The sequence below is a fragment of the Nocardioides euryhalodurans genome, from assembly GCF_004564375.1.
In the GTDB taxonomy this organism is placed as follows: Bacteria; Actinomycetota; Actinomycetes; order Propionibacteriales; family Nocardioidaceae; genus Nocardioides; species Nocardioides euryhalodurans.
Map to the genome: position 1 here is coordinate 3,424,859 of NZ_CP038267.1, position 19,393 is coordinate 3,444,251.

At 72.6% G+C, this 19,393-nt stretch carries 16 protein-coding genes; 11 read left to right on the plus strand and 5 right to left on the minus strand.

Going from position 1 to position 19,393, the window contains the following annotated elements; genetic code table 11:
* Window positions 1-4: 4 nt before the first annotated feature.
* Together EXE57_RS16635 and EXE57_RS16640 are read left to right on the plus strand one after the other, a co-directional pair.
* The gene (locus tag EXE57_RS16635) at window positions 5-652 is read left to right on the plus strand and encodes a hypothetical protein (protein ID WP_135079415.1); all 648 of its coding nucleotides are present in this window, start codon (window positions 5-7) and stop codon (window positions 650-652) included.
* Between the two features lie 4 nt (window positions 653-656).
* Window positions 657-1,859 (plus strand): CpaE/TadZ family protein, encoded by a 1,203-nt coding sequence (locus EXE57_RS16640; protein ID WP_135079417.1) that lies wholly within the window; start codon window positions 657-659, stop codon window positions 1,857-1,859.
* On the opposite strand, the gene EXE57_RS16645 is transcribed toward EXE57_RS16640, so the two are convergent.
* On the minus strand, window positions 1,838-3,163 hold the full coding sequence (locus tag EXE57_RS16645; RefSeq protein WP_135079420.1) for a hypothetical protein: 1,326 nt from the start codon (window positions 3,161-3,163) through the stop codon (window positions 1,838-1,840). The two genes, EXE57_RS16640 and EXE57_RS16645, sit on opposite strands and share 22 nt — an antisense overlap.
* A 1-nt stretch (window position 3,164) precedes the next feature.
* Entirely contained in the window at window positions 3,165-3,515 is a 351-nt protein-coding gene (locus EXE57_RS16650; protein ID WP_135079422.1) for a hypothetical protein, read from the minus strand.
* 127 nt (window positions 3,516-3,642) lie between these two features.
* Here EXE57_RS16650 and EXE57_RS16655 point away from each other — a divergent pair, with 127 nt between their 5' ends.
* From EXE57_RS16655 to EXE57_RS19840, 4 genes are all read left to right on the plus strand, one after another.
* On the plus strand, window positions 3,643-5,091 hold the full coding sequence (locus EXE57_RS16655) for a WS/DGAT/MGAT family O-acyltransferase (protein ID WP_135079424.1): 1,449 nt from the start codon (window positions 3,643-3,645) through the stop codon (window positions 5,089-5,091).
* Window positions 5,088-5,444: a DUF6912 family protein gene (locus EXE57_RS16660; RefSeq protein ID WP_135079426.1), complete on the plus strand. Its 357-nt coding sequence runs from the start codon at window positions 5,088-5,090 to the stop codon at window positions 5,442-5,444. Before EXE57_RS16655 ends, EXE57_RS16660 begins: the two co-directional genes overlap by 4 nt.
* 10 nt (window positions 5,445-5,454) lie before the next feature.
* Window positions 5,455-7,083: an L-glutamate gamma-semialdehyde dehydrogenase gene (pruA, locus tag EXE57_RS16665; protein ID WP_135079428.1), complete on the plus strand. Its 1,629-nt coding sequence runs from the start codon at window positions 5,455-5,457 to the stop codon at window positions 7,081-7,083.
* 89 nt (window positions 7,084-7,172) lie between these two features.
* The gene (locus tag EXE57_RS19840) at window positions 7,173-7,325 is read left to right on the plus strand and encodes a cytochrome c-type biogenesis protein CcmH (RefSeq protein ID WP_167305948.1); all 153 of its coding nucleotides are present in this window, start codon (window positions 7,173-7,175) and stop codon (window positions 7,323-7,325) included.
* Window positions 7,326-7,330: 5 nt separating this feature from the next.
* Here EXE57_RS19840 and EXE57_RS16670 read toward each other — a convergent pair whose 3' ends face one another.
* Entirely contained in the window at window positions 7,331-7,813 is a 483-nt protein-coding gene (locus EXE57_RS16670; RefSeq protein WP_135079430.1) for a DUF2505 domain-containing protein, read from the minus strand.
* A gap of 119 nt (window positions 7,814-7,932) precedes the next feature.
* Here EXE57_RS16670 and EXE57_RS16675 point away from each other — a divergent pair, with 119 nt between their 5' ends.
* Genes EXE57_RS16675 through EXE57_RS16685 form a run of 3 tightly spaced genes read left to right on the plus strand, consistent with a single transcriptional unit; the run spans window position 7,933 to window position 14,679 of the window.
* The gene (locus tag EXE57_RS16675) at window positions 7,933-12,777 is read left to right on the plus strand and encodes an NAD-glutamate dehydrogenase (RefSeq protein ID WP_208543114.1); all 4,845 of its coding nucleotides are present in this window, start codon (window positions 7,933-7,935) and stop codon (window positions 12,775-12,777) included.
* Window positions 12,778-12,787: 10 nt separating this feature from the next.
* Window positions 12,788-13,621 carry an ABC transporter ATP-binding protein gene (locus tag EXE57_RS16680; RefSeq protein WP_135079434.1) on the plus strand — a complete coding sequence of 278 codons (834 nt, stop codon included), beginning with the start codon at window positions 12,788-12,790 and terminating at the stop codon, window positions 13,619-13,621.
* Window positions 13,618-14,679: an ABC transporter permease gene (locus EXE57_RS16685; protein ID WP_135079436.1), complete on the plus strand. Its 1,062-nt coding sequence runs from the start codon at window positions 13,618-13,620 to the stop codon at window positions 14,677-14,679. Before EXE57_RS16680 ends, EXE57_RS16685 begins: the two co-directional genes overlap by 4 nt.
* 13 nt (window positions 14,680-14,692) lie before the next feature.
* Here the strand turns inward: EXE57_RS16685 and EXE57_RS16690 are convergent, their stop codons facing one another.
* A complete protein-coding gene (locus EXE57_RS16690; RefSeq protein WP_135079438.1) occupies window positions 14,693-15,454 on the minus strand; it encodes a sulfite exporter TauE/SafE family protein in 762 nt (253 codons plus the stop codon).
* A 166-nt stretch (window positions 15,455-15,620) separates the two neighbouring features.
* Here EXE57_RS16690 and EXE57_RS16695 point away from each other — a divergent pair, with 166 nt between their 5' ends.
* The gene (locus EXE57_RS16695) at window positions 15,621-16,793 is read left to right on the plus strand and encodes a CaiB/BaiF CoA transferase family protein (RefSeq protein WP_135079440.1); all 1,173 of its coding nucleotides are present in this window, start codon (window positions 15,621-15,623) and stop codon (window positions 16,791-16,793) included.
* Between the two features lie 43 nt (window positions 16,794-16,836).
* Here EXE57_RS16695 and EXE57_RS16700 read toward each other — a convergent pair whose 3' ends face one another.
* Entirely contained in the window at window positions 16,837-18,321 is a 1,485-nt protein-coding gene (locus EXE57_RS16700; RefSeq protein ID WP_135079442.1) for an MFS transporter, read from the minus strand.
* A 92-nt stretch (window positions 18,322-18,413) separates the two neighbouring features.
* Here EXE57_RS16700 and EXE57_RS16705 point away from each other — a divergent pair, with 92 nt between their 5' ends.
* On the plus strand, window positions 18,414-19,388 hold the full coding sequence (locus EXE57_RS16705; RefSeq protein ID WP_135079444.1) for a helix-turn-helix transcriptional regulator: 975 nt from the start codon (window positions 18,414-18,416) through the stop codon (window positions 19,386-19,388).
* Window positions 19,389-19,393 lie beyond the last annotated feature (5 nt).

Consider the following 19,393-nt stretch of genomic DNA (forward strand, 5'->3'; position numbering starts at 1 on the left):
CCCGGTGACCAGTCTCGGGGACCTCACGACGTCGACGCCGCCTGCCGCCACCCGCGCCACCACGCCGGGCTGGCGCGACCCTCGGCTCTGGATCGGTGTGCTCATCGTCGTGCTGTCCGTGGTGGCCGGGTCCCGGCTGCTGGCCGCGGCCGACGAGTCGGTGCCGGTCTGGGCCGCGGTGGGCGACATGGCCGCCGGGGACGAGGTGGGCCCCGAGGACCTCGTCGCCCGTCGGGTCCGGTTCGTCGATCCGGCCGACCTCTCCCTCTACTTCGCGGCCGACCGGGCGCTGCCGGCCGACCTGCGGCTGGTCCAGGGCGTCGGCGGGGGCGAGCTGCTCGCGCGGTCGGCCACCGGGACCAGCCAGGAGGCCGGGGTGCTGCAGCTCCCCGTGACCGTGCCGCCGGGCGCCGTCCCGCCCGACGTGGGCGCGGGATCGGTCGTCGACGTCTACCTCCGCTCCGACGGGCGGTGCTCCGGGTGCGCGGAGGCAGCGCTGGCCGAGGTCGCGGTGGTGACCGCACCGGCCGCCGACGAGCTCACCGGTGACCAGCAGCTGGTGCTGGCGGTCAGCCAGGAGGAGGCCGACCGCTGGTTCGGCCTGCTGGCGCGGCTCCAGGCGCCGACGGTCACCGTCCTCGCGAGGGGCTGAGCCGGTGGTCGTGGTCCTGGTGCTCGCCGCCGGCGCGGGGTGGGAGTCCCCGGCCCTGGCACTGCTGGGTGAGCGCCCCGACGTGGTGGTCCTCAAGCGATGTGTCGACGTCGCCGACCTGTTGGCGACGGCCTCGGCCGGCCAGGCCGACGTGGCTGTCGTGGGGGTGGACGCCCCCGGCCTCGACGCTGCCGCCGTCGACCACCTCCGCGCCCACGGCGTACGTCCCGTGGCCGTCACTCCCGCGGGCCCGGACGCCGACGCCGCCACCCTGGCCGCCGGCCGGACCGGGATCCGCAGCATCGTCCGGCAGGAGGCGCTCGAAGGGCTGGCCGAGGCGGTGACGGCGGAGGACCAGCCGGGGCAGGGCGACGCCTCGCTGGACGGCGAGGCGGTCGCCCCGACCGCGCGCCCCGGCCGCGTCACCGCCGTGTGGGGGCCGGCGGGTGGCCCCGGCCGGACGACGGTGGCCGTCGGCGTGGCGGCCGAGCTCGGCCGCCGGCACCGCACGATCCTCGTGGACGGCGACCCCTGGGGTGGCGCCGTCGCCCAACAGCTCGGCATCGTCGACGAGGTCTCCGGCCTGCTCGCGGCCGCCCGGATGGTCGTCGGCGGCCAGCTCGCGGAGCGGTTCGCCGGCGTCCAGCGCTCGCTCGACCACCGGCTCAGCGTCGTGACCGGGCTCCCGCGGGCCGACCGGTGGGTCGAGATCCGTCGCGGCGTCGTCGAGGGCCTGCTCGAGGTGGCCCGGCGACACGGCCAGGTCGTCGTCGACACCGGCTTCTGCCTCGAGGACGAGCCTGCGCTCGACCAGGTGGGTGCCCGGCCCGGCCGCAACCTGATGACCCTCGAGGCGCTGGCGGTGGCCGACGAGGTGGTGGTCGTCGGCAGTGCCGACCCGGTGGGCCTCTCGCGTCTGGCGCGGGGGCTCGTCGAGCTGGGCGAGGTGGTCGCGCCGACGTCGACGTACGTCGTGGTCAACCGGATGCGTCCGACGCTGGGGTGGGCGGAGCGCGACATCGTCGGGATGCTCGGCGGGCTGGTCCCCGCAGAGCGGGTCCACTTCCTGCCCGAGGACCGGGCGACCGTCGACCGGGCGCTGGTGGCGGGCCGGACGCTCCAGGAGGTCGGCGACTCGGGGCTGACCCGGGCGCTCGCCGCCCTCGCCGCGAGCGTGGTCCCGCCTCAGGCGGCGAAGAGCAGGTAGAGACCGCCGACCGTGAAGGCGATCATCGCCGCCAGCATGGGGAGCTGGCCGGTCAGCTGGTGGCGCGGCGGCAGCACCTTGATGGCCCGGTCGTGCGCGGCGACCACCCCGACGACGTGGCCCAGCACGACCGCGGCGACCTTGAGCGAGGCGAGCAGTGTCTGGTTCGACCCGAGCCAGGTGATGGGCGCCAGGTCGGCGGTGCCGAGGAGGTTGGCGCCGGTGCCGAGCGGGTCGCTGACGTCGATGAGCGTCTGCCACCCGAGGGCCACGAAGTAGTTGAGGTAGTGGGCGACGATGTAGCCCACGACGATCGGCACCACCGAGTGGGCGAAGAGTCCGGGCAGCTGCCGCCGGTCGGTGCCGGGTGCGACCCCGGTCGCCATCGAGCCCGCGACGAGCACGAGCGAGACCCCCGCGCAGAAGCCGACGAGCGTGAGCGTCCCGATGGTCGTGGCGGAGGCGCTGGACTCCTGCACGAACCGCAGGAAGGCGATCGACTCACGGAAGGAGTCGAAGGCCGTGCTGCCGAACAGCACGCCCACGACCGCGACCAGGCCCGGCCGTACGCGCACCGTGTCGAGGTTGGCCAGCGGGCTGCGCACCACGAGCAGGCCGTCGCGGCGACCCCACACGGAGAGCTTGGCGCAGAGGGAGGAGTAGACCTCGAACGGGTCGCCGCGCTCGTAGAACGACGATCCGAACAGCGCGCCCCCGAGCAGCATCAGCGCGACGTACACCGCCAGCCAGAGGCGGACGGGGCCGAGCTCGGTGGAGTAGGGGTAGACCAGCTCCAGCCACACGAACGCGAGCAGGCCGAGCGCCGCCGGCCAGTAGCCGAGCCGCGCCGGGTAGTCGTAGAGGCCGCGGTCGGGATCGCTGCCGGTGAGGCGGGCGAAGCCCGCGTTGATGCTGCGGACCGGGCTGATGGCGCGCCACACGGGGCCCAGCAGCACCGAGGCCGGCACCAGCCCGACCCACCACCAGACGTAGAAGATCCCGAAGACCGGGTTCGTGAGGAGGTCGGGCCCCAGGACGGCGGCGACCGCGACGTACGCCGCCGCGAGCAGCCCGAAGGCACGCAGACCGATCCGGAAGCCGGGGGAGTCGACGACGCGGGCGAGCCACGCGGGGGCGGGGCGGCCGCTGGTCGCCTCGTCGTAGCGGGGCTTGCGCCAGGCGACGGCCAGCACCGTGAAGGACACCACGAGGGCCGCGACCGCGCCGGCGATCGCGAGCTCCGGTGGGATCGGCAGGTCGGCGGGACCACCCAGCCCGTGGGCCAGGGTCAGGTCGTCGTCCACCTCAGCGGACTTCGAGCTGCAGGACCTGGGTCTCCAGCTCGTGCGACTCCACCTCGACCACGCCCGGCTGGTCGATGCTGAGGCTCAGGGTGGTGGTCCCGGCCGTGTAGTCGAGCTCGTCCTCGGGGTCTGAGTGCACGTGGAGGGTGCCCGGCTCGTCGGCCTTGACCACGATCTCGATCTCCTCGCCGGCCTCCACGTCGACGCGCTGCACGGGCGAGCTCTCGCCGTCCTCGATCGTGATCTCGATGCTCTCGGGGCCCGACTGCTGCTCGGCCTCCGGGTCGTCGCCGCACGCCGTGGTGGCGAGGACGGTCAGCAAGGCGGTCAGGGCCAGTGCGGCTCGACGCACGATCGGGTTCCTCTCGGTTCGGGGCGGCGACGCCACCGGGTCGTCACCTCTGCCAGAATCCCACGTTGAGCAAGTCCGCGGACACGCACCCCGCGTCAACGGTGCCGAGGGGCGGGAGGGACGTCGCATGAGCCAACGGTTGCGGCCGCGCGACCTGGCCCTGCTCGCCGACGAGACGGCGGCGACGCCGATGCACCACGCGACGGTCGAGATCTTCGACCCGGGCGACACCGGCTTCGACCACGACCGGCTGGTGGCACTGATCGAGGAGCGGATCTCCTTCGTCCCGCGCTACCGCTGCCGGGTCCAGACCGTCCCCGGACGGCTCGCCACCCCCGTCTGGGTCGACGACCGCGACTTCGACCTCGCCTACCACGTACGCCGGTCGGCGCTGCCCCGTCCGGGCAGCATGGACCAGCTGCGAGAGCTCGTCGCCCGGATCGTGTCGCGCCCGCTCGACCAGGGCCGGCCGCTCTGGGAGGTCTACGTCGTCGAGGGGCTCGCCGACGGGCGGGTCGCCGTCCTCTGGAAGTCGCACCTCGCCCTGGTCGACGGGATCGACACGGTCGACCTCGGCCAGGTGCTGCTCGACACCAGCCCGGAGCCGACGTCGCTGGGTCGTGACGAGTGGCGACCGGAGCGGGCACCCACGCCGATCGGCCTCGTGACCGAGGCGGTCTCAGACGCGCTCCACGATCCGCGCCTGGTCTGGGACACGGTGCGTGCCAACTCGGCGTCCGCGCTGCGCACCGTCGGCGGGGCCGCCGACCGCGTCGGCCGCGTCGCCGGTGCCCTCGCCAACCGCCGCCCCGTCGCGGAGTCGCCGCTGGCCGGCGAGCTCTCGCAGCAGCGGCGGGTCGTCACGGTCCGGACCGACCTGGCCGCCCACCGCAAGGTGCGGGAGGCCTGCGGGGGGAGCGTCAACGACGTGATCCTCGCGACCGTCACCGGGGCGCTGCGCGGCTGGCTGATGACCCGCCAGGAGTCGCTGTCGGGCGTGCGCCGGGTCCGCGCCGTGGCACCGGTCTCGGTCATCGACGAGGAGCTCGAGGCGACCTCCCTCGGCACCCAGATCGCGCCGCACTGGGTCGACCTGCCGGTGGGGGAGCCCAGCGCCGTGGTCCGGCTGCACCAGGTGTCGTACTCCTTCCAGGCCCACAAGGACACCGGCCGCGGCGTGGCCGCCGACCGGCTGGCCGGGATCTCGGGCTTCGCGCCGGCCACCTTCCACGCCCTGGGTGCCAGGGTGGCGGCCGAGGAGCTGCGGCGCGGGTTCGCGGTCGCGGTCACCAACGTCCCGGGCCCGCAGTCGCCGCTCTACGCCGCGGGCGCCCGGATGACCGAGACCTACCCGGTCCACCCGCTGCTGCCCGGCCACGCGCTGGCCATCGGCGTGACGTCGTACGACGGCGGGGTGTTCTACGGCATCACCGCCGACCGCGACCTGCTGCCCGACGCGGAGCTCCTCGGGCAGTGTGTCACCGACGCGCTCGACGAGCTGGTCGACGCCGCGTCCGGGTCGCGCGGCCGCGCCCCTCGCGGTCGGCGCCGTCCGTCCAAGCGGGTCGAGCCGTGAGCGTCCGCGTCTACGTGCCGACCACCCTCGCGGGGCTGGCCGCTTTCCACGCCGCGGGCGAGGTGCCTGCAGGGACCGACCACGTCGAGCCCGAGGGCGACGACGAGGACAGCGAGTACGACGCGCTGATGACCGCGGCCGCAGCCTCGGCGGAGCTCGCGCCGCCGGACGGCCGACGCGTGGTGCTGGTCGCCGAGGTGCCGGAGCCCGGGGCAGCGGTCCCGATGCGGCTGGTGGTGTCGGTCCACAGCGACACCGAGGACCGTCCGGCCGGCGCCGATCCCGAGGACGACCTGGCGTGGTTCGCGACCCAGGAGATCCCGGACCTCATCGGGGGCGTCGGCGGCGGCTAGGGTCGGCCCCATGGACGCCATCACCACCCCGCCGGCTCCGGTGAACGAGCCGAACCTGACCTACGCCCCCGGCAGCCCCGAGCGGGAGTCCCTGCTCGCCGAGCTCGAGCGGCTCGAGCGCCGCCAGCACACGCTCCGCGCCCACGTCAACGGTCGCAAGCGCAACGGCGGCGGCGCCGAGATGACCGTCGTGCAGCCGCACGACCACCAGCACGTGCTGGGCACCTTCAAGAACTCCACCACCAAGGACGCCGAGGCCGCGGTCAAGGCCGCCCTCGACGCGGCCCCGATGTGGCGGGCGATGCCGGTCGACGAGCGGTGCGCGATCATCCTCAAGGCCGCCGACCTGCTGGCGGGCCCGTGGCGTCAGCGGATCAACGCCGCGACCATGCTCGGCCAGTCCAAGACCGCGTTCCAGGCCGAGATCGACTCCGCGTGCGAGCTCATCGACTTCTGGCGCTTCAACGTCCACTACGCCAAGCAGATCCTGGCCGAGCAGCCGATCGCCAACAGCCGAGGCATCTGGAACCGCACCGACCACCGTCCGCTCGAGGGCTTCGTCTACGCGATCACGCCGTTCAACTTCACCGCCATCGCCGGCAACCTGCCGACGGCCCCGGCCTTGATGGGGAACACGGTCGTCTGGAAGCCCAGCCCGACCCAGCAGCTCGCCGCGTCGCTGACGATGGAGCTGCTCGAGGAGGCGGGGATGCCGCCGGGCGTCATCAACATGCTCCCCGGCGACGGCCTCGACGTCTCCAAGGTCGCGCTCACCCACCCCGACCTGGCCGGGATCCACTTCACCGGCTCGACGCCGACCTTCCAGCACCTGTGGCGCACGGTGGGGGAGAACATCTCCGGCTACCGCTCCTACCCCCGGATCGTCGGCGAGACCGGCGGCAAGGACTTCATCGTCGCCCACCCGAGCGCCGACCCCGACGTGCTGCGAACGGCCATGATCCGCGGCGCGTTCGAGTTCCAGGGCCAGAAGTGCTCTGCCGCCTCGCGGGCCTACGTCGCCAAGTCGGTCTGGGACAAGATGAAGGACGACCTGGTCTCGGAGACCGAGGCGATCGCGATGGGTGACGTCACCGACCTGTCCAACTTCATGGGCGCGGTGATCGACGACCGGGCGTTCGCCAAGCACAAGAAGGCGCTCAGCCGCGTGCGCGCCAACAAGCACCTCACGACCCTCGCGGGCGGCCAGCTCGACGACTCCGTCGGCTACTTCGTGCGGCCGACGATCGTGCAGTCGACCGACCCGACCGACCAGATGTTCAAGGACGAGTACTTCGGTCCGATCCTCGCCGTCCACGTCTTCGACGACTCCCGCTACGAGCGGGTCGTGCACCAGATGGAGTCCTTCGCGCCGTACGCCCTCACCGGCGCCGTGATCGCCCAGGACCGCTCCGCGATCGCGTGGACCCGCAAGGAGCTGCGCTTCGCGGCCGGCAACTTCTACATCAACGACAAGCCGACCGGTGCCGTCGTCGGGCAGCAGCCCTTCGGAGGCGCGCGTGCCTCGGGCACCAACGACAAGGCCGGCGCCCCGCAGAACCTGATGCGGTGGACCAGCCAGCGGTCGATCAAGGAGACCTTCGACCCGCCGACGGACTACCGCTACCCGTACATGGGCTGAGGCGCCGCCGCCGGGGGTTCGTCATGCAAGCACCCGTGACGAACCCCCGCGACTCGCCGACGAACCTCGCCGGTGGGAGGATGGCGACCATGATCCCGCTGCACCTCGGAGCGCTCCACCCGGTCGAGCAGTGGCTGACGCTGCTGCTCGCCTTCGGGCCGTTCGTGGTGCTGGGGCTCGTCATCTGGCGGCGCCGCGGCGAGGAGGCCGAGCAGCGCGAGGACGAGACCGCGGCTCGCTAGGCCGGTCAGCGGGCGAGCCACTCCCGGCCGACGACGTTCTCGGTCTTCAGCGCCTTGAGCAGCAGGTCGGCGATCAGGCCCTCGATCTTGCCGCCGACGAGCGGGATGCCGACCTTGATCGTGAGGTCGACCGTCTCGGTCGTGACGCCCCCGCTCTCCACGAGGTGCGCGGTCCCGCTCATGTCGCCCGGCTTGCCGGGGATCGTGACGGTGACGTCCGCGGCGTCGTCGGTGCTCCAGCGCTCGGTCTGCACGATGTGGATCTCGTCGCCGACGAACTTCCTCGCGAAGGACGGGAGGCCGTCGGCGGCCTGGAACTGGTCGATGGTGACGTGCTTGCCGGACCCCTCGGGCACCACCGTGACCTCGGAGCGGAGGTTGCCCTGCCGGGCGCACACCTCGCGCCGGAAGTCGGCGTCCGCCAGCAGCGCTGCCACCTCGGCCAGGGGTGCGTCGTACGTCAGGTCGTGGGTGATCCGCTTCGCCATGGGCACATCATGTCGGACGTGGCTCGCACGCTGGGCGGCCCCACCCGTCCGGTCCCGACACTGCCCCCTCCCCGTTGTTGTCCCCCCTCCCGCGTGGTCCTAGTGTCGGTCCCGTGTCCATGACGCTCGACGACGAGAAGTCCGAACTCCTCAGCGAGGCCGCCCGGCACCCCGGTCCTGACCGGGGGACGGACGCGCAGGAGGGCGTCGCGGTGGGGCCGCTGGTGAAGCCGTACTACCGCAACGTCGCCGCCGAGGACGTCACCGAGCGGACGCCCGAGGACCTGTACGGCGCCCTCGCCTCCCACGTCGCCCTGGCCGCCAGCCGTCCGCAGGGGACTGCGTGCGTCCGGGTGCTGACCCCGGTCGCGGAGGACGGCTGGTCGGCGGGCGGCCACTCCGTCGTCGAGGTCGTCACCGACGACATGCCGTTCCTCGTCGACTCGCTCACGATGGAGCTCGTCCAGCAGGACCGCGACGTCCGGGTCGTGATCCACCCCCAGATGGACGTCGTCCGCGACATCACCGGGCAGCTCAAGTCCGTCACCGGCGTCGAGGACGGCTCGGTGGCCCCCGAGGGCGACGTGATCCGCGAGTCGTGGATGCACATCGAGATGTCCCGCGTCAGCCGCAACGAGGACGTGGCCGCCATCGAGGAGGCCCTCCAGCGGGTGCTCGTCGACGTCCGGGTCTCGGTCGAGGACTGGCCGAAGATGAACGAGGAGATCCGCCAGATCGACGCGGTGCTCGGCACCGACCCGCCGCCGCTGTCCCGGAGCGAGATCGCGCAGGGCCAGGACCTGCTGCGGTGGCTGGCGGCCGACCACTTCACCTTCCTCGGCTACCGCGAGTACCGCCTCGAGTCCGACGGCGAGGACGACGTCCTGCGCGCCCTTCCCGGGACCGGCCTGGGCATCCTGCGCTTCGACCAGGACATGTCGTCGTCGTTCGGCAAGCTGCCGGCAGCCGTCCGCGCCAAGGCGCGCGAGAAGACCCTGCTGGTCCTCGCGAAGGCCAACTCGCGGGCGACCGTCCACCGACCCGCCTACCTCGACTACGTCGGCGTCAAGACCTTCGACGCCGCCGGTGAGGTCGTCGGCGAGCGGCGCTTCCTCGGCCTGTTCTCGAGCGCCGCCTACACCGAGTCGGTGCTGCGCATCCCGCTGCTGCGCGAGAAGGCCAGCGAGGTCATCCGGCGGGCCGGCTTCGACCCGCGCAGCCACGCCGGCAAGGCGCTGATGGACACCCTCGAGAACTACCCCCGCGACGAGCTGTTCCACACGCCTGTCGAGGAGCTGGTCCCGATCGCGGTGGCCGTCATGCACGCCCGCGAGCGTCGTCAGGTCAAGATCTTCATCCGACGCGACACCTACGGCCGCTACGTCTCCGCCCTCGTCTACCTGCCGCGCGACCGCTACAACACCAGCGTCCGCGAGAAGTTCTCGGCGATCCTGCAGGAGGAGCTGGGTGGCGAGAGCGTCGAGTTCTCCGTACGCCTGGGGGAGTCGGCGACCGCCAACGTGCACTTCGTGGTCCACCCGCCCAAGGGCGGGGAGATCCGCTCGGTCGACACCGGTGACCTCGAGCGCCAGCTGGCCGAGGCCTCCCGCTCGTGGCGCGACGACTTCGTCTCCGCGGCGATGGAGCAGTACGGCGACGACGAGGGCGCCCACCTCTCCGGGAAGTACGCCGACTCCTTCCCCGAGGCCTTCAAGGAGGACTTCAGCCCCGGGATCGGCGCTGCGGACCTCGAGATGCTGGAGGCACTCGGTGAGGTGGGGATCGACCTCCGTCTCTACGCCAAGGGCGACGAGAGCCCGGACGAGGGCCGGCTCAAGGTGTTCCGCACCGGCTCCCCGCTGTCGCTGTCCCACATCCTGCCGATGCTGTCGTCGATGGGCGTCGAGGTCGTCGACGAGCGCCCGTACGAGCTCGACGGGCTGGACCGCCCGACGTTCATCTACGAGTTCGGGCTCCGCTACGACAAGGCCACCGGCCCCGACTCGCCCGTCCGCTTCCAGGACGCGCTGCGCGCGGTCTGGGAGGGCTACAACGAGATCGACGGGTTCAACCGGCTGGTGCTCGACGCCGGCCTGACCTGGCGGCAGGCCACGGTGCTGCGGGCGTACGCGAAGTACATGCGGCAGGGCAACAGCCCGTTCGCCCAGGACTACATCGAGGACGCGCTCGCCGGGAACGTCGACATCACCCGGCTGCTGGTGCGGCTCTTCGAGGTGCGCTTCGACCCCGAGGCGGCGGCAGACGCGGAGGAGCGGGGCCGACGTACGGGCGAGGTCGAGGACAAGCTCGCCGGCGCCCTCGACGACGTCGTCAGCCTCGACCACGACCGGATCCTGCGCGCCTACCTCACCCACATCCGGGCGACGCTGCGGACCAACTACTTCCAGCCGGGCGCCGAGGGCGGGGTCCACCCCTACATCTCCTTCAAGCTCGAGCCGTCGGCGATCCCCGACCTCCCCGAGCCGCGCCCGTCCTACGAGATCTTCGTCTACTCACCGCGCGTCGAGGGCGTGCACCTCCGCTTCGGCTCGGTCGCGCGAGGGGGCCTGCGCTGGTCGGACCGACGCGACGACTTCCGCACCGAGGTGCTGGGCCTGGTCAAGGCGCAGATGGTCAAGAACACCGTGATCGTGCCGGTCGGCGCCAAGGGCGGCTTCTTCTGCAAGCAGCTTCCCGACCCGGGCGACCGGGACGCCTGGATGGCCGAGGGCATCGCCTGCTACACGACGTTCATCTCGGGGCTGCTCGACATCACCGACAACCTCGTCGACGGCCGGACCGTCCCGCCGCGCAGCGTGGTCCGCCACGACGGTGACGACTCCTACCTCGTGGTGGCCGCGGACAAGGGCACCGCCACGTTCTCCGACATCGCCAACGGGGTCGCGCAGGACTACGGCTTCTGGCTCGGCGACGCCTTCGCCTCGGGGGGTTCGGTCGGCTACGACCACAAGGCGATGGGCATCACCGCGCGCGGCGCCTGGGTCTCGGTCCAGCGCCACTTCCGGGAGCGCGGGATCGACTGCCAGGCCGAGGACTTCACCGCCGTCGGCATCGGCGACATGTCGGGTGACGTCTTCGGCAACGGGATGCTGTGCTCCGAGCACATCCGGCTGGTCGCCGCCTTCGACCACCGCGACATCTTCCTGGACCCGGACCCCGACGCCGCGACGTCGTACGCCGAGCGGCGCCGGCTCTTCGACCTGCCCCGGTCGAGCTGGCAGGACTACGACCGCGACCTCATCTCCGAGGGCGGGGGCGTCTACCCGCGCTCCATGAAGTCGATCCCCGTGCACCCGGCCGTCCGGCAGGCGCTCGGCCTCGACGAGTCCGTCGAGAAGGTCACGCCCGCGGAGCTGATGAAGGCGATCCTGCAGGCTCCGGTCGACCTGCTCTGGAACGGCGGCATCGGGACCTACGTCAAGGCGGCCGACGAGACCCACGCCGACGCCGGCGACAAGGCCAACGACGCGATCCGGGTCGACGGCCGCGACCTGCGGGCCGAGTGCGTGGGGGAGGGCGGGAACCTCGGGCTGACCCAGCTCGGACGGATCGAGTACGCCCAGCGTGGCGGTCGGATCAACACCGACTTCATCGACAACTCCGCGGGCGTCGACACCTCCGACCACGAGGTCAACATCAAGATCCTGCTCGACCGCGTGGTCGCCGGCGGGGACCTCACCGGCGAGCGGCGCAACTCGCTGCTGGCCGAGATGACCGACGAGGTCGCCGACCTGGTGCTGCGCGACAACTACGAGCAGAACCTCGCGCTCGCCAACGCCGTCGCCAACTCGCCGTCGCTGCTCCACGTCCACGAGGACTGGATGAAGAAGCTCGAGCGCGACGGCGTCCTCAACCGCGACCTCGAGGCGCTGCCGACCAGCCGGCAGGTCCGTCGCCGGCTGGAGCGGGGCGGGGCGCTGACGGTCCCGGAGCTCTGCGTCCTGATGTCGTGGACCAAGATCGTGCTGGCCGACGAGCTGCTGGCCTCCGACCTGCCCGACGACCCGTACCTCGACATCGACCTGCAGGCCTACTTCCCCGCGCCGATGCAGAAGGGCTTCACGCAGCAGCTGCGCGAGCACCCGCTGCGTCGCGAGATCATCGTGACCCAGGTGGTCAACGACCTCGTCAACGGTGCCGGGATGACCTTCGTGCCGCGGCTCTCCGGAGAGACGGGGGCGACGGCGGCCGAGCTGACCCGCGCCAACTTCGTGGCCCGGGAGATCTTCGCCTCGCTGCCGCTGCGCGAGGAGCTCAAGGGCTGGGACAACCGTCTCGACGCGCAGGTGCAGACGCGGATGCGGATCCAGATGCGGACGCTCGTCGAACGGGCCTCCCGCTGGCTGGTGACCAACCGCCGGCCGCCTCTCGACAGCCAGGGCACGGTCGACCACTTCAGCGGCCCGGTGCAGCAGCTGATGCGCGAGCTGCCCGACCTGATGACGGGCCGTGAGCTCGACGACCTGCTCGCGCGGCGGGACTCCCTGACGGCGCGCGACGTGCCGGAGGACCTCGCGACCCGGGTGGCGGTGCTGGACACGGCGTACTCGCTGCTCGGCATCGTCGACACCGCCAGCCGCGACGGGCTCGACCCCGCCGAGGTGGCGCGCGTCCACTACGCACTCGGCGAGCGGCTCGGGCTGTCGATCGTGATGAAGCGGATCTTCGCGCTGCCACGCGAGGACCGGTGGCAGACGATGGCGAGGGCTGCGATTCGCGACGACCTCAACGCCGTGCACGGCCAGCTGACCGCCAAGGTGCTCGCCGGCACCGCCGACGGCGACTCGGCTCCGGCCCGGATCGCGTCGTGGGAGGACGACGACGAGGTCGCCGTCACGCGGGCGGTCGCGACGCTGGAGGACATCTGTGCCGACGAGGGTGCGGACCTCGCACGACTCTCGGTCGGGCTGAGGGTCGTCCGCGGGCTGCTGTCGCAGGGCTAGCCTCGCCCGCATGCGAGCGATCGAGGTCGAGGGCCTCACGAAGGTCTACGGGGAGCTCCGGGCGGTCGACGACGTCGGTCTCGAGGTGGCCGAGGGGGAGTTCTTCGGCATCCTCGGACCCAACGGAGCCGGCAAGACGACGGTGCTCGAGCTGGTCGAGGGGTTGCGCCAGCCCGACGCCGGGACCGTCCGCGTTCTGGGGGAGTCGCCCTGGCGGCGCAACCGTTCCCTGCTGCCCCGGATCGGGGTGCAGCTGCAGGCCTCCTCGTTCTTCGAACGGCTCACCGCGCGCGAGCAGATCCACACCTTCGCCGCGTTGTACGACGTGGCGCCGGCCGCCGCCGACGCCTGGCTCGACCGGGTCGGTATCGTCGACAAGGCCGACACCCGCGTCGAGGACCTCTCGGGCGGGCAGCAGCAGCGGCTCTCGATCGCCTGCGCCCTCGTCCACGACCCGCAGGTGGTCTTCCTCGACGAACCGACCGCCTCGCTCGACCCGCAGGCGCGGCGCAACCTCTGGGACCTGCTCTCCGGGCTCAATGACTCCGGGCGCACCGTCGTCCTGACGACGCACCACATGGACGAGGCCGAGGCGCTGTGCGACCGGGTCGCGATCATGGACGGGGGCCGGATCTTGCAGCTCGCCAGCCCGGCGGCGCTGATCCAGGGGCTGGCGGCCCCGACCCGGATCACCACCGCGGACGGCGAGACGCTGGAGACCACCGACCCGGCCGCGGTCCTGACCCGGCTGGCGGACGAGCAGCGGCTCGACGGGATCTCGGTGCGGACCGCCACGCTCGAGGACGTCTTCCTCGACCTCACCGGCCGCGAGTACCGCGCATGAGGACCTTCTGGAGCCTCGCCCTGGCGATCAGCAAGGGCTTCTGGCGCGACCGGGCGTCGGTGTTCTTCGCGATCGTCTTCCCCCTGATGTTCCTGGTGCTCTTCGGCGGGATCTTCGCCGACCAGACCCAGTCGAAGGTCGACCTGGTCCAGGTCGGCGACGTCGCGCTGGTCGACGAGCTGCCGGGCCCGGTGCGCGAGGCGTTCGACCAGACCTTCGTGGTGACGCGCTCGGACGACCTGGCGGCCGCGATCGACGACGTACGCGCGGGTGACGCCGACGTCGCCGTCGAGCAGGACGGCGACACCGTCGTCGCCCACTACACCCAGACCGACCAGGTGAAGGCGGCGATCACGCAGGGCACGCTGCGCGCGTTCGTGGACAACGCCAACCTCGCCGCGACCGGCGTGGAGCCGCAGTTCGCGCTCGAGACCGAGCGGGTGGAGGACGACTCGCTCTCCACGATCCAGTTCGTGACCCCCGGCCTGCTGGGGTGGGCGGTCGCGATGAGTGCCGCCTTCGGTGCGGCGGCGACCCTCCAGGGGTGGCGCCAATCGAAGCTGCTGCGGCGGCTCCAGCTGGCCCCGGTCTCCACGTCGACCGTCGTGGGGGCGCGGGTGGTCGTGACGATCCTGATCGCGCTGGTGCAGATGGCGATCTTCCTCGGTCTGGGCGCCGCCGCGTTCGGGCTCCAGCTGACCGGCGCCTGGACGATGGCGATCCCCCTGCTGGTGGTGGGGACGCTGTGCTTCATGTCGGTCGGCCTGCTCGCCGGCGCGCTCGCCCGTACGACGGAGGGCGCGGTCAACATGGCCAACTTCATCGTGCTGCCGATGGCGTTCCTGAGCGGCTCGTTCTTCCCCCTCGACGCCGCGCCCGGCTGGTTGCAGGGGCTGTCCGGCGTCCTGCCGCTGCGCCACCTCAACGACGGCATGCTCGACGTGATGGTCCGCGGCGAGCCCTGGACCGCCGCGCTGCTGCCGATGGCGATCCTCGCCGGCTTCGCGGTCGTCGTCACGGCCGTCGCGGCGCGTCTGTTCCGCTGGGAGACCCTCTGAGCCTCGTCCGGGCTCAGAAGAGCAGGATCGCCGCGATGACGCCCGCGACGACGACCAGGCTGCGGAAGAGGGAGTCGGGGAGTCGGCGGCCGACCCGGGCGCCGACGTAGCCGCCGACGAGCGAGCCGGCGGCGAGCAGCACGACGGCGTCCCAGGCGGGCTCGGCGACGAAGACGAAGACCAGCCCGGCCACGACGTTTCCTGCCATCAGCGAGACGGTCTTGAGGCCGTTGACGACCCGCAGCTCCAGGTCGGTGCCGAGGCCGAGCACGGCGACCATCATCACGCCGGCACCGGCACCGAAGTATCCGCCGTACACGCCGGTCACGGTGGCGAAGAACGTCGTCACCGGCGACATGTGCAGCCGCTCGGGCGGTATGTCGTCGCCGTGGCGGCGCCGCAGCCACGCGGCGATCCGCGGCTGCGCGCCGACGAGCAGGCAGGTGAAGAGGATCAGCCACGGCACCACGGCCTCGAAGACCCCCGGCGGCAGTCCGAGCAGCAGCGCGGCACCACCGACCGCGCCGACCGCGCAGCAGACCAGGATCGCGATCGTCATCCGTGGGTGCGCCCGCAGCTCCTCGCGGTAGCCGAACGCCCCGCTGAGACCCCCGGGCACCAGCCCGATGGTGTTGGTGACGTTGGCGACCACGGGCGGCAGGCCGAGGGCCACGAGAGTCGGGAAGCTGACCAGGGAGGCGACGCCGACCGTCGAGGACAGGATCCCGGCCCCGAGCCCCGCGGCCAGCACCAGGAGCTGCTCGGTCCCGTCCACGGGACCACCCTATTGACGCGCCCCGCGCCGGGTCGGTTGGGTGGACAGGTTGCGAGCCGACGTACGCGGAGCCCTGCTGCGCGGCTCTCGGGGACCGAGCAGGGAGGACGAGGATGGGTTCGGATCGGGTCGCGTCGTCGATGGTCGTCGAGGGGGTGGTGAGCGCATGAGCGGACCGCTCGAGGACGTCCTCGTCGTCGACCTCTCGCGCGCCCTGGCCGGGCCGCACGCCACCCAGATGCTCGGTGACCTCGGTGCCCGCGTGATCAAGGTCGAGGCCCCCGGCCACGGCGACGACACCCGCGGCTGGGGACCGCCGTTCGTGGGGGAGCCGGACGCGCGGCAGTCGACGTACTTCCTCTCGACCAACCGCAACAAGGAGTCCATCGCCCTCGACCTCAAGGCCGACGCGGACCGCGACGTGCTGCTGCGGCTCGTCGACCGGGCCGACGTGCTCGTGGAGAACTTCCGGACCGGTGTGCTCGAGCGGCTCGGGCTCGGCATCGAGTCCCTCCAGGAGCGCAACCCGCGCCTGGTGGTCCTCTCGATCACCGGCTTCGGCCACGACGGGCCGGAGGGCGGGCGCGCAGGCTACGACCAGATCGCGCAGGGCGAGGCCGGGCTGATGTCGCTGACCGGGTCGGGGCCCGAGGACCCGCAGCGCGTCGGGGTCCCGATCGCCGACCTGCTCTCCGGGATGTACGGAGCGTACGGCGTCCTCGCCGCGCTCCACGAGCGGGAGCGGACCGGTGTCGGCACGGTCGTGCGGACCTCGCTGCTGGCCGCGGTGGTCGGCGTCCACGCCTTCCAGGGCACCCGGTGGACCGTCGCGGGGGAGGTGGGCCGTGCCCAGGGCAACCACCACCCGTCGATCTCCCCCTACGGCCTGTTCCGCTGCCGCGACGGGGCGGTGCAGATCGCCCTCGGCAGCGAGGGCCTCTGGCGTCGCTTCTGCGAGGGGTTCGGCCTCGACCCGGCGGTCGAGGGGCTGGCCAGCAACCCCGAGCGGGTCGCCCACCGCGACCGGGTGATCGCCGTGGTCGAGGAAGCCTTCGCCGACTGGGACGCCGAGCCGTTGCTGGCCCGGCTCGCCGAGGTCGGGGTCCCGGCCGGGAAGGTGCGCAGCCTCGACGAGGTCTACACGTGGGACCAGGCGCTCAGCCAGGGGTTGACGATCGGGGTCGACCACAGCACCCTCGGCCCGGTGACCCTGCCCGGTCCACCCCTGCGGTTCTTCGGCGCCGGTGGCGACGAGGTGACCAGACGCGACCACGGCGCGCCGCCGGTGCTGGACGAGCACGGCCGGGCCATCCGGGAGTGGCTGGACGAGGACGGCTGAGCTCCCCGGCCGGCCGGCCGGGGAGCCCATGGGTCCGTGGGTCTCACACGAGCTCCGGGACCTCCTCGGGCGCCGTCTCCGGCAGCGTCCGGGCCGCCAGCCAGGCGAGCCCCATCAGCAGTGCGACGGCACCGAGCACCACCTCGTACGCCGGTCCGAACAGCTCCGCCGGGACCGACCCGACCTGCCGGGACACGACCTCGAAGAAGAGCGTCCCGAGCAGCGCGACGCCGACCGCGTTGGCCAGCTGGGTCGTGGTGTTGAAGAGCCCGGAGGCCGCACCGGCCTTCTCGACCGGGACGTCGGCCACGGTGAACATCCCGATCGGCGCGACCATCAGCCCGAAGCCGGCACCCGACACCACCAGCGCGGGGACGAAGACCCACCAGGCGGTGGTCGGGTCGGCGACGTGGACCGTCGCCGCCGTGACGACGGCCCCGGCGGCGAGCACGACCGCGCCGTGCTGGAGCACCCGGCGACCGATCCGCGGCGCGAGCACGGTGACGCCGAACCCGGCGAACACGGCGGTCGTCACCGCGAACGGGACGCCCACCAGTCCGGCCTTGAGCACCGACCAGCCCAGTCCGGCCTGGAAGTAGATCGTCTGGGCCAGGAAGTACGCCGACATCGACACGAAGAGCACCAGCAGCACCAGCGAGCCTCCGGCGAAGCCTCGGTTGCCGTAGAGGCCGAGCAGCACCAGCGGCTCCTCGCCACGGGTCTCGGCCCGGTGCTGGCTGCGGCCGAACCGCACGAGCACCGCGACGCCGAGTGCCATCAGCGCGAAGACCCAGGCCGGCCAGCCCTCCTCGCGGCCCATCGTCAGCGGGTAGAGCACCGCCAGCAGGCCACCACCGAGGGTGAGCACGCCGACCGGGTCGAGCGAGGGGCGGCGAGCGGCGTACGACTCGGGGATGAAGCGGATCGCCGCCGCGAGCGCGAGCAGCCCGACCGGGATGTTGATGAGGAAGATCGGGCGCCAGCCGGTCCCGCCGATGTCGGCCTGGGTGAGCACCGCGCCGAGGACCGGTCCGGCGACCGTGGCGAGACCGGCGAGGCCGGTGAAGGCGCCCATCGCCTTCGCCCGCTCCTCGGGGGCGTACATCACCTGGATGCTCGACATCACCTGCGGGATCATCGCCGCGGCGCCGAACCCCTGCAGCGCCCGGAAGGCGACCAGCGCCTCGGCCGTGGGCGCCAGCCCGCAGGCCGTCGACATGACTGTGAAGGCGACCAGGCCGAGCAGGAAGAGCCGCTTGCGACCGAAGGCGTCACCGAGTCGGGCGCCGGTGACCAGCGCGACCGCGAAGGCCAGCGGGTACGCCGCGACCATCCACTGCAGCTGCGAGCCGGTGGCGCCGAGGTCCGCCTCGATCGTCGGCAGCGCGACGTTGACGATGGTGGTGTCGATCAGCTCCATGGTCGATGCCAGCAGCAGGCTGATCAGGGCCGCGGTCCGGCCGGGCGCCGGGTTGGCTCCGCCGCCGTCGGCGACGACGTCCGCGGTGGGTTCGATGGTGGTGGCCATCAGGTCTCCTCGAGGTCGGTGGTGCGTGACGTCTCCGACGCTAGTGACGATTGCGGCCACTTCCTGACCGGAATCCGAGGCATTCTGGAGCCATGGCCAACACGAGCGCACGGACGCTGCGCCTGCTCTCCCTGCTCCAGACCCACCGCTTCTGGCCCGGCACCGAGCTGGCCGGTCGGCTCGAGGTCTCGATGCGGACGCTGCGCCGCGACATCGACCGGCTTCGCGAGCTGGGCTACCCGGTCCACTCCAACCGCGGGGTCGAGGGCGGCTACCAGCTCGCGCCCGGTGGCTCGATGCCCCCGCTCGTGGTCGACGAGGAGGAGGCGATCGCGATGGTGGTCGCGCTCGGGGGCACCGCCAGTGCGTTCGGCGGCGCGCTGTCGGAGGCCTCCCTCTCCGCGCTCGCCAAGGTGGTCCAGGTGCTCCCGGGCCGGCTGCGCCGTCGAGCCGAGTCGCTGCGGGCCGCCACCGTCGACGCCCCGTTCTCGCAGGCGCCCGAGGTCGAGGCGGGGGTGCTCGCGACGCTCGCCCAGGCGATCCGCGACCAGGAGCGGGTCCGCTTCGGCTACACCGCCCGCGGCGGCAGCGCCCCCGGCGAGGAGCTGCGCCGCCACGTCGAGCCGCACCGGATGGTGACGGTCGGCCGCCGCTGGTACCTCGTCGGCTACGACCTCGACCGGCAGGACTGGCGCTCCTTCCGGCTCGACCGGCTGGCCGAGCCGGCCGGGACCAAGGCGATCTTCCGGCCACGCGACGTCCCCGGCGGGGACGCCGCGGCGTACGTCCGTGCCGGGCTGTCGCGCGGGGAGTCGCTGCGACTCACGGTCAGCGTCGCCGCACCCCGCCCGCACGTCGAGCGGCGGATCGGGCCGTGGGCGACGATCGTCGCCGAGGAGGACGGTGGGTGCCGGCTGGAGATCGAGGCCACCGACCCGAGGTGGGTGGCCTTCGGGCTCGCCTACCTCGAGGCACCGGTCACCCTCGTCGACGCACCGGAGAGCGTCGTCCGCACCCTGCGGGAGTGGTCGCAGCGGCTCGGCGAGACCGCGGCCACCGCCGGCTGAGGGCC

Coding starts and splice junctions, on each gene's coding strand:
- EXE57_RS16655 (WP_135079424.1), top strand. CDS start 3,643: ATGAGCCAACGGTTGCGGCCGCGCGACCTGGCCCTGCTCGCCGACGAG.
- pruA (WP_135079428.1), top strand. CDS start 5,455: ATGGACGCCATCACCACCCCGCCGGCTCCGGTGAACGAGCCGAACCTG.
- EXE57_RS19840 (WP_167305948.1), top strand. CDS start 7,173: ATGATCCCGCTGCACCTCGGAGCGCTCCACCCGGTCGAGCAGTGGCTG.
- EXE57_RS16670 (WP_135079430.1), bottom strand. CDS start 7,813: ATGGCGAAGCGGATCACCCACGACCTGACGTACGACGCACCCCTGGCC.
- EXE57_RS16675 (WP_208543114.1), top strand. CDS start 7,933: ATGACGCTCGACGACGAGAAGTCCGAACTCCTCAGCGAGGCCGCCCGG.
- EXE57_RS16680 (WP_135079434.1), top strand. CDS start 12,788: ATGCGAGCGATCGAGGTCGAGGGCCTCACGAAGGTCTACGGGGAGCTC.
- EXE57_RS16685 (WP_135079436.1), top strand. CDS start 13,618: ATGAGGACCTTCTGGAGCCTCGCCCTGGCGATCAGCAAGGGCTTCTGG.
- EXE57_RS16695 (WP_135079440.1), top strand. CDS start 15,621: ATGAGCGGACCGCTCGAGGACGTCCTCGTCGTCGACCTCTCGCGCGCC.
- EXE57_RS16700 (WP_135079442.1), bottom strand. CDS start 18,321: ATGGCCACCACCATCGAACCCACCGCGGACGTCGTCGCCGACGGCGGC.
- EXE57_RS16705 (WP_135079444.1), top strand. CDS start 18,414: ATGGCCAACACGAGCGCACGGACGCTGCGCCTGCTCTCCCTGCTCCAG.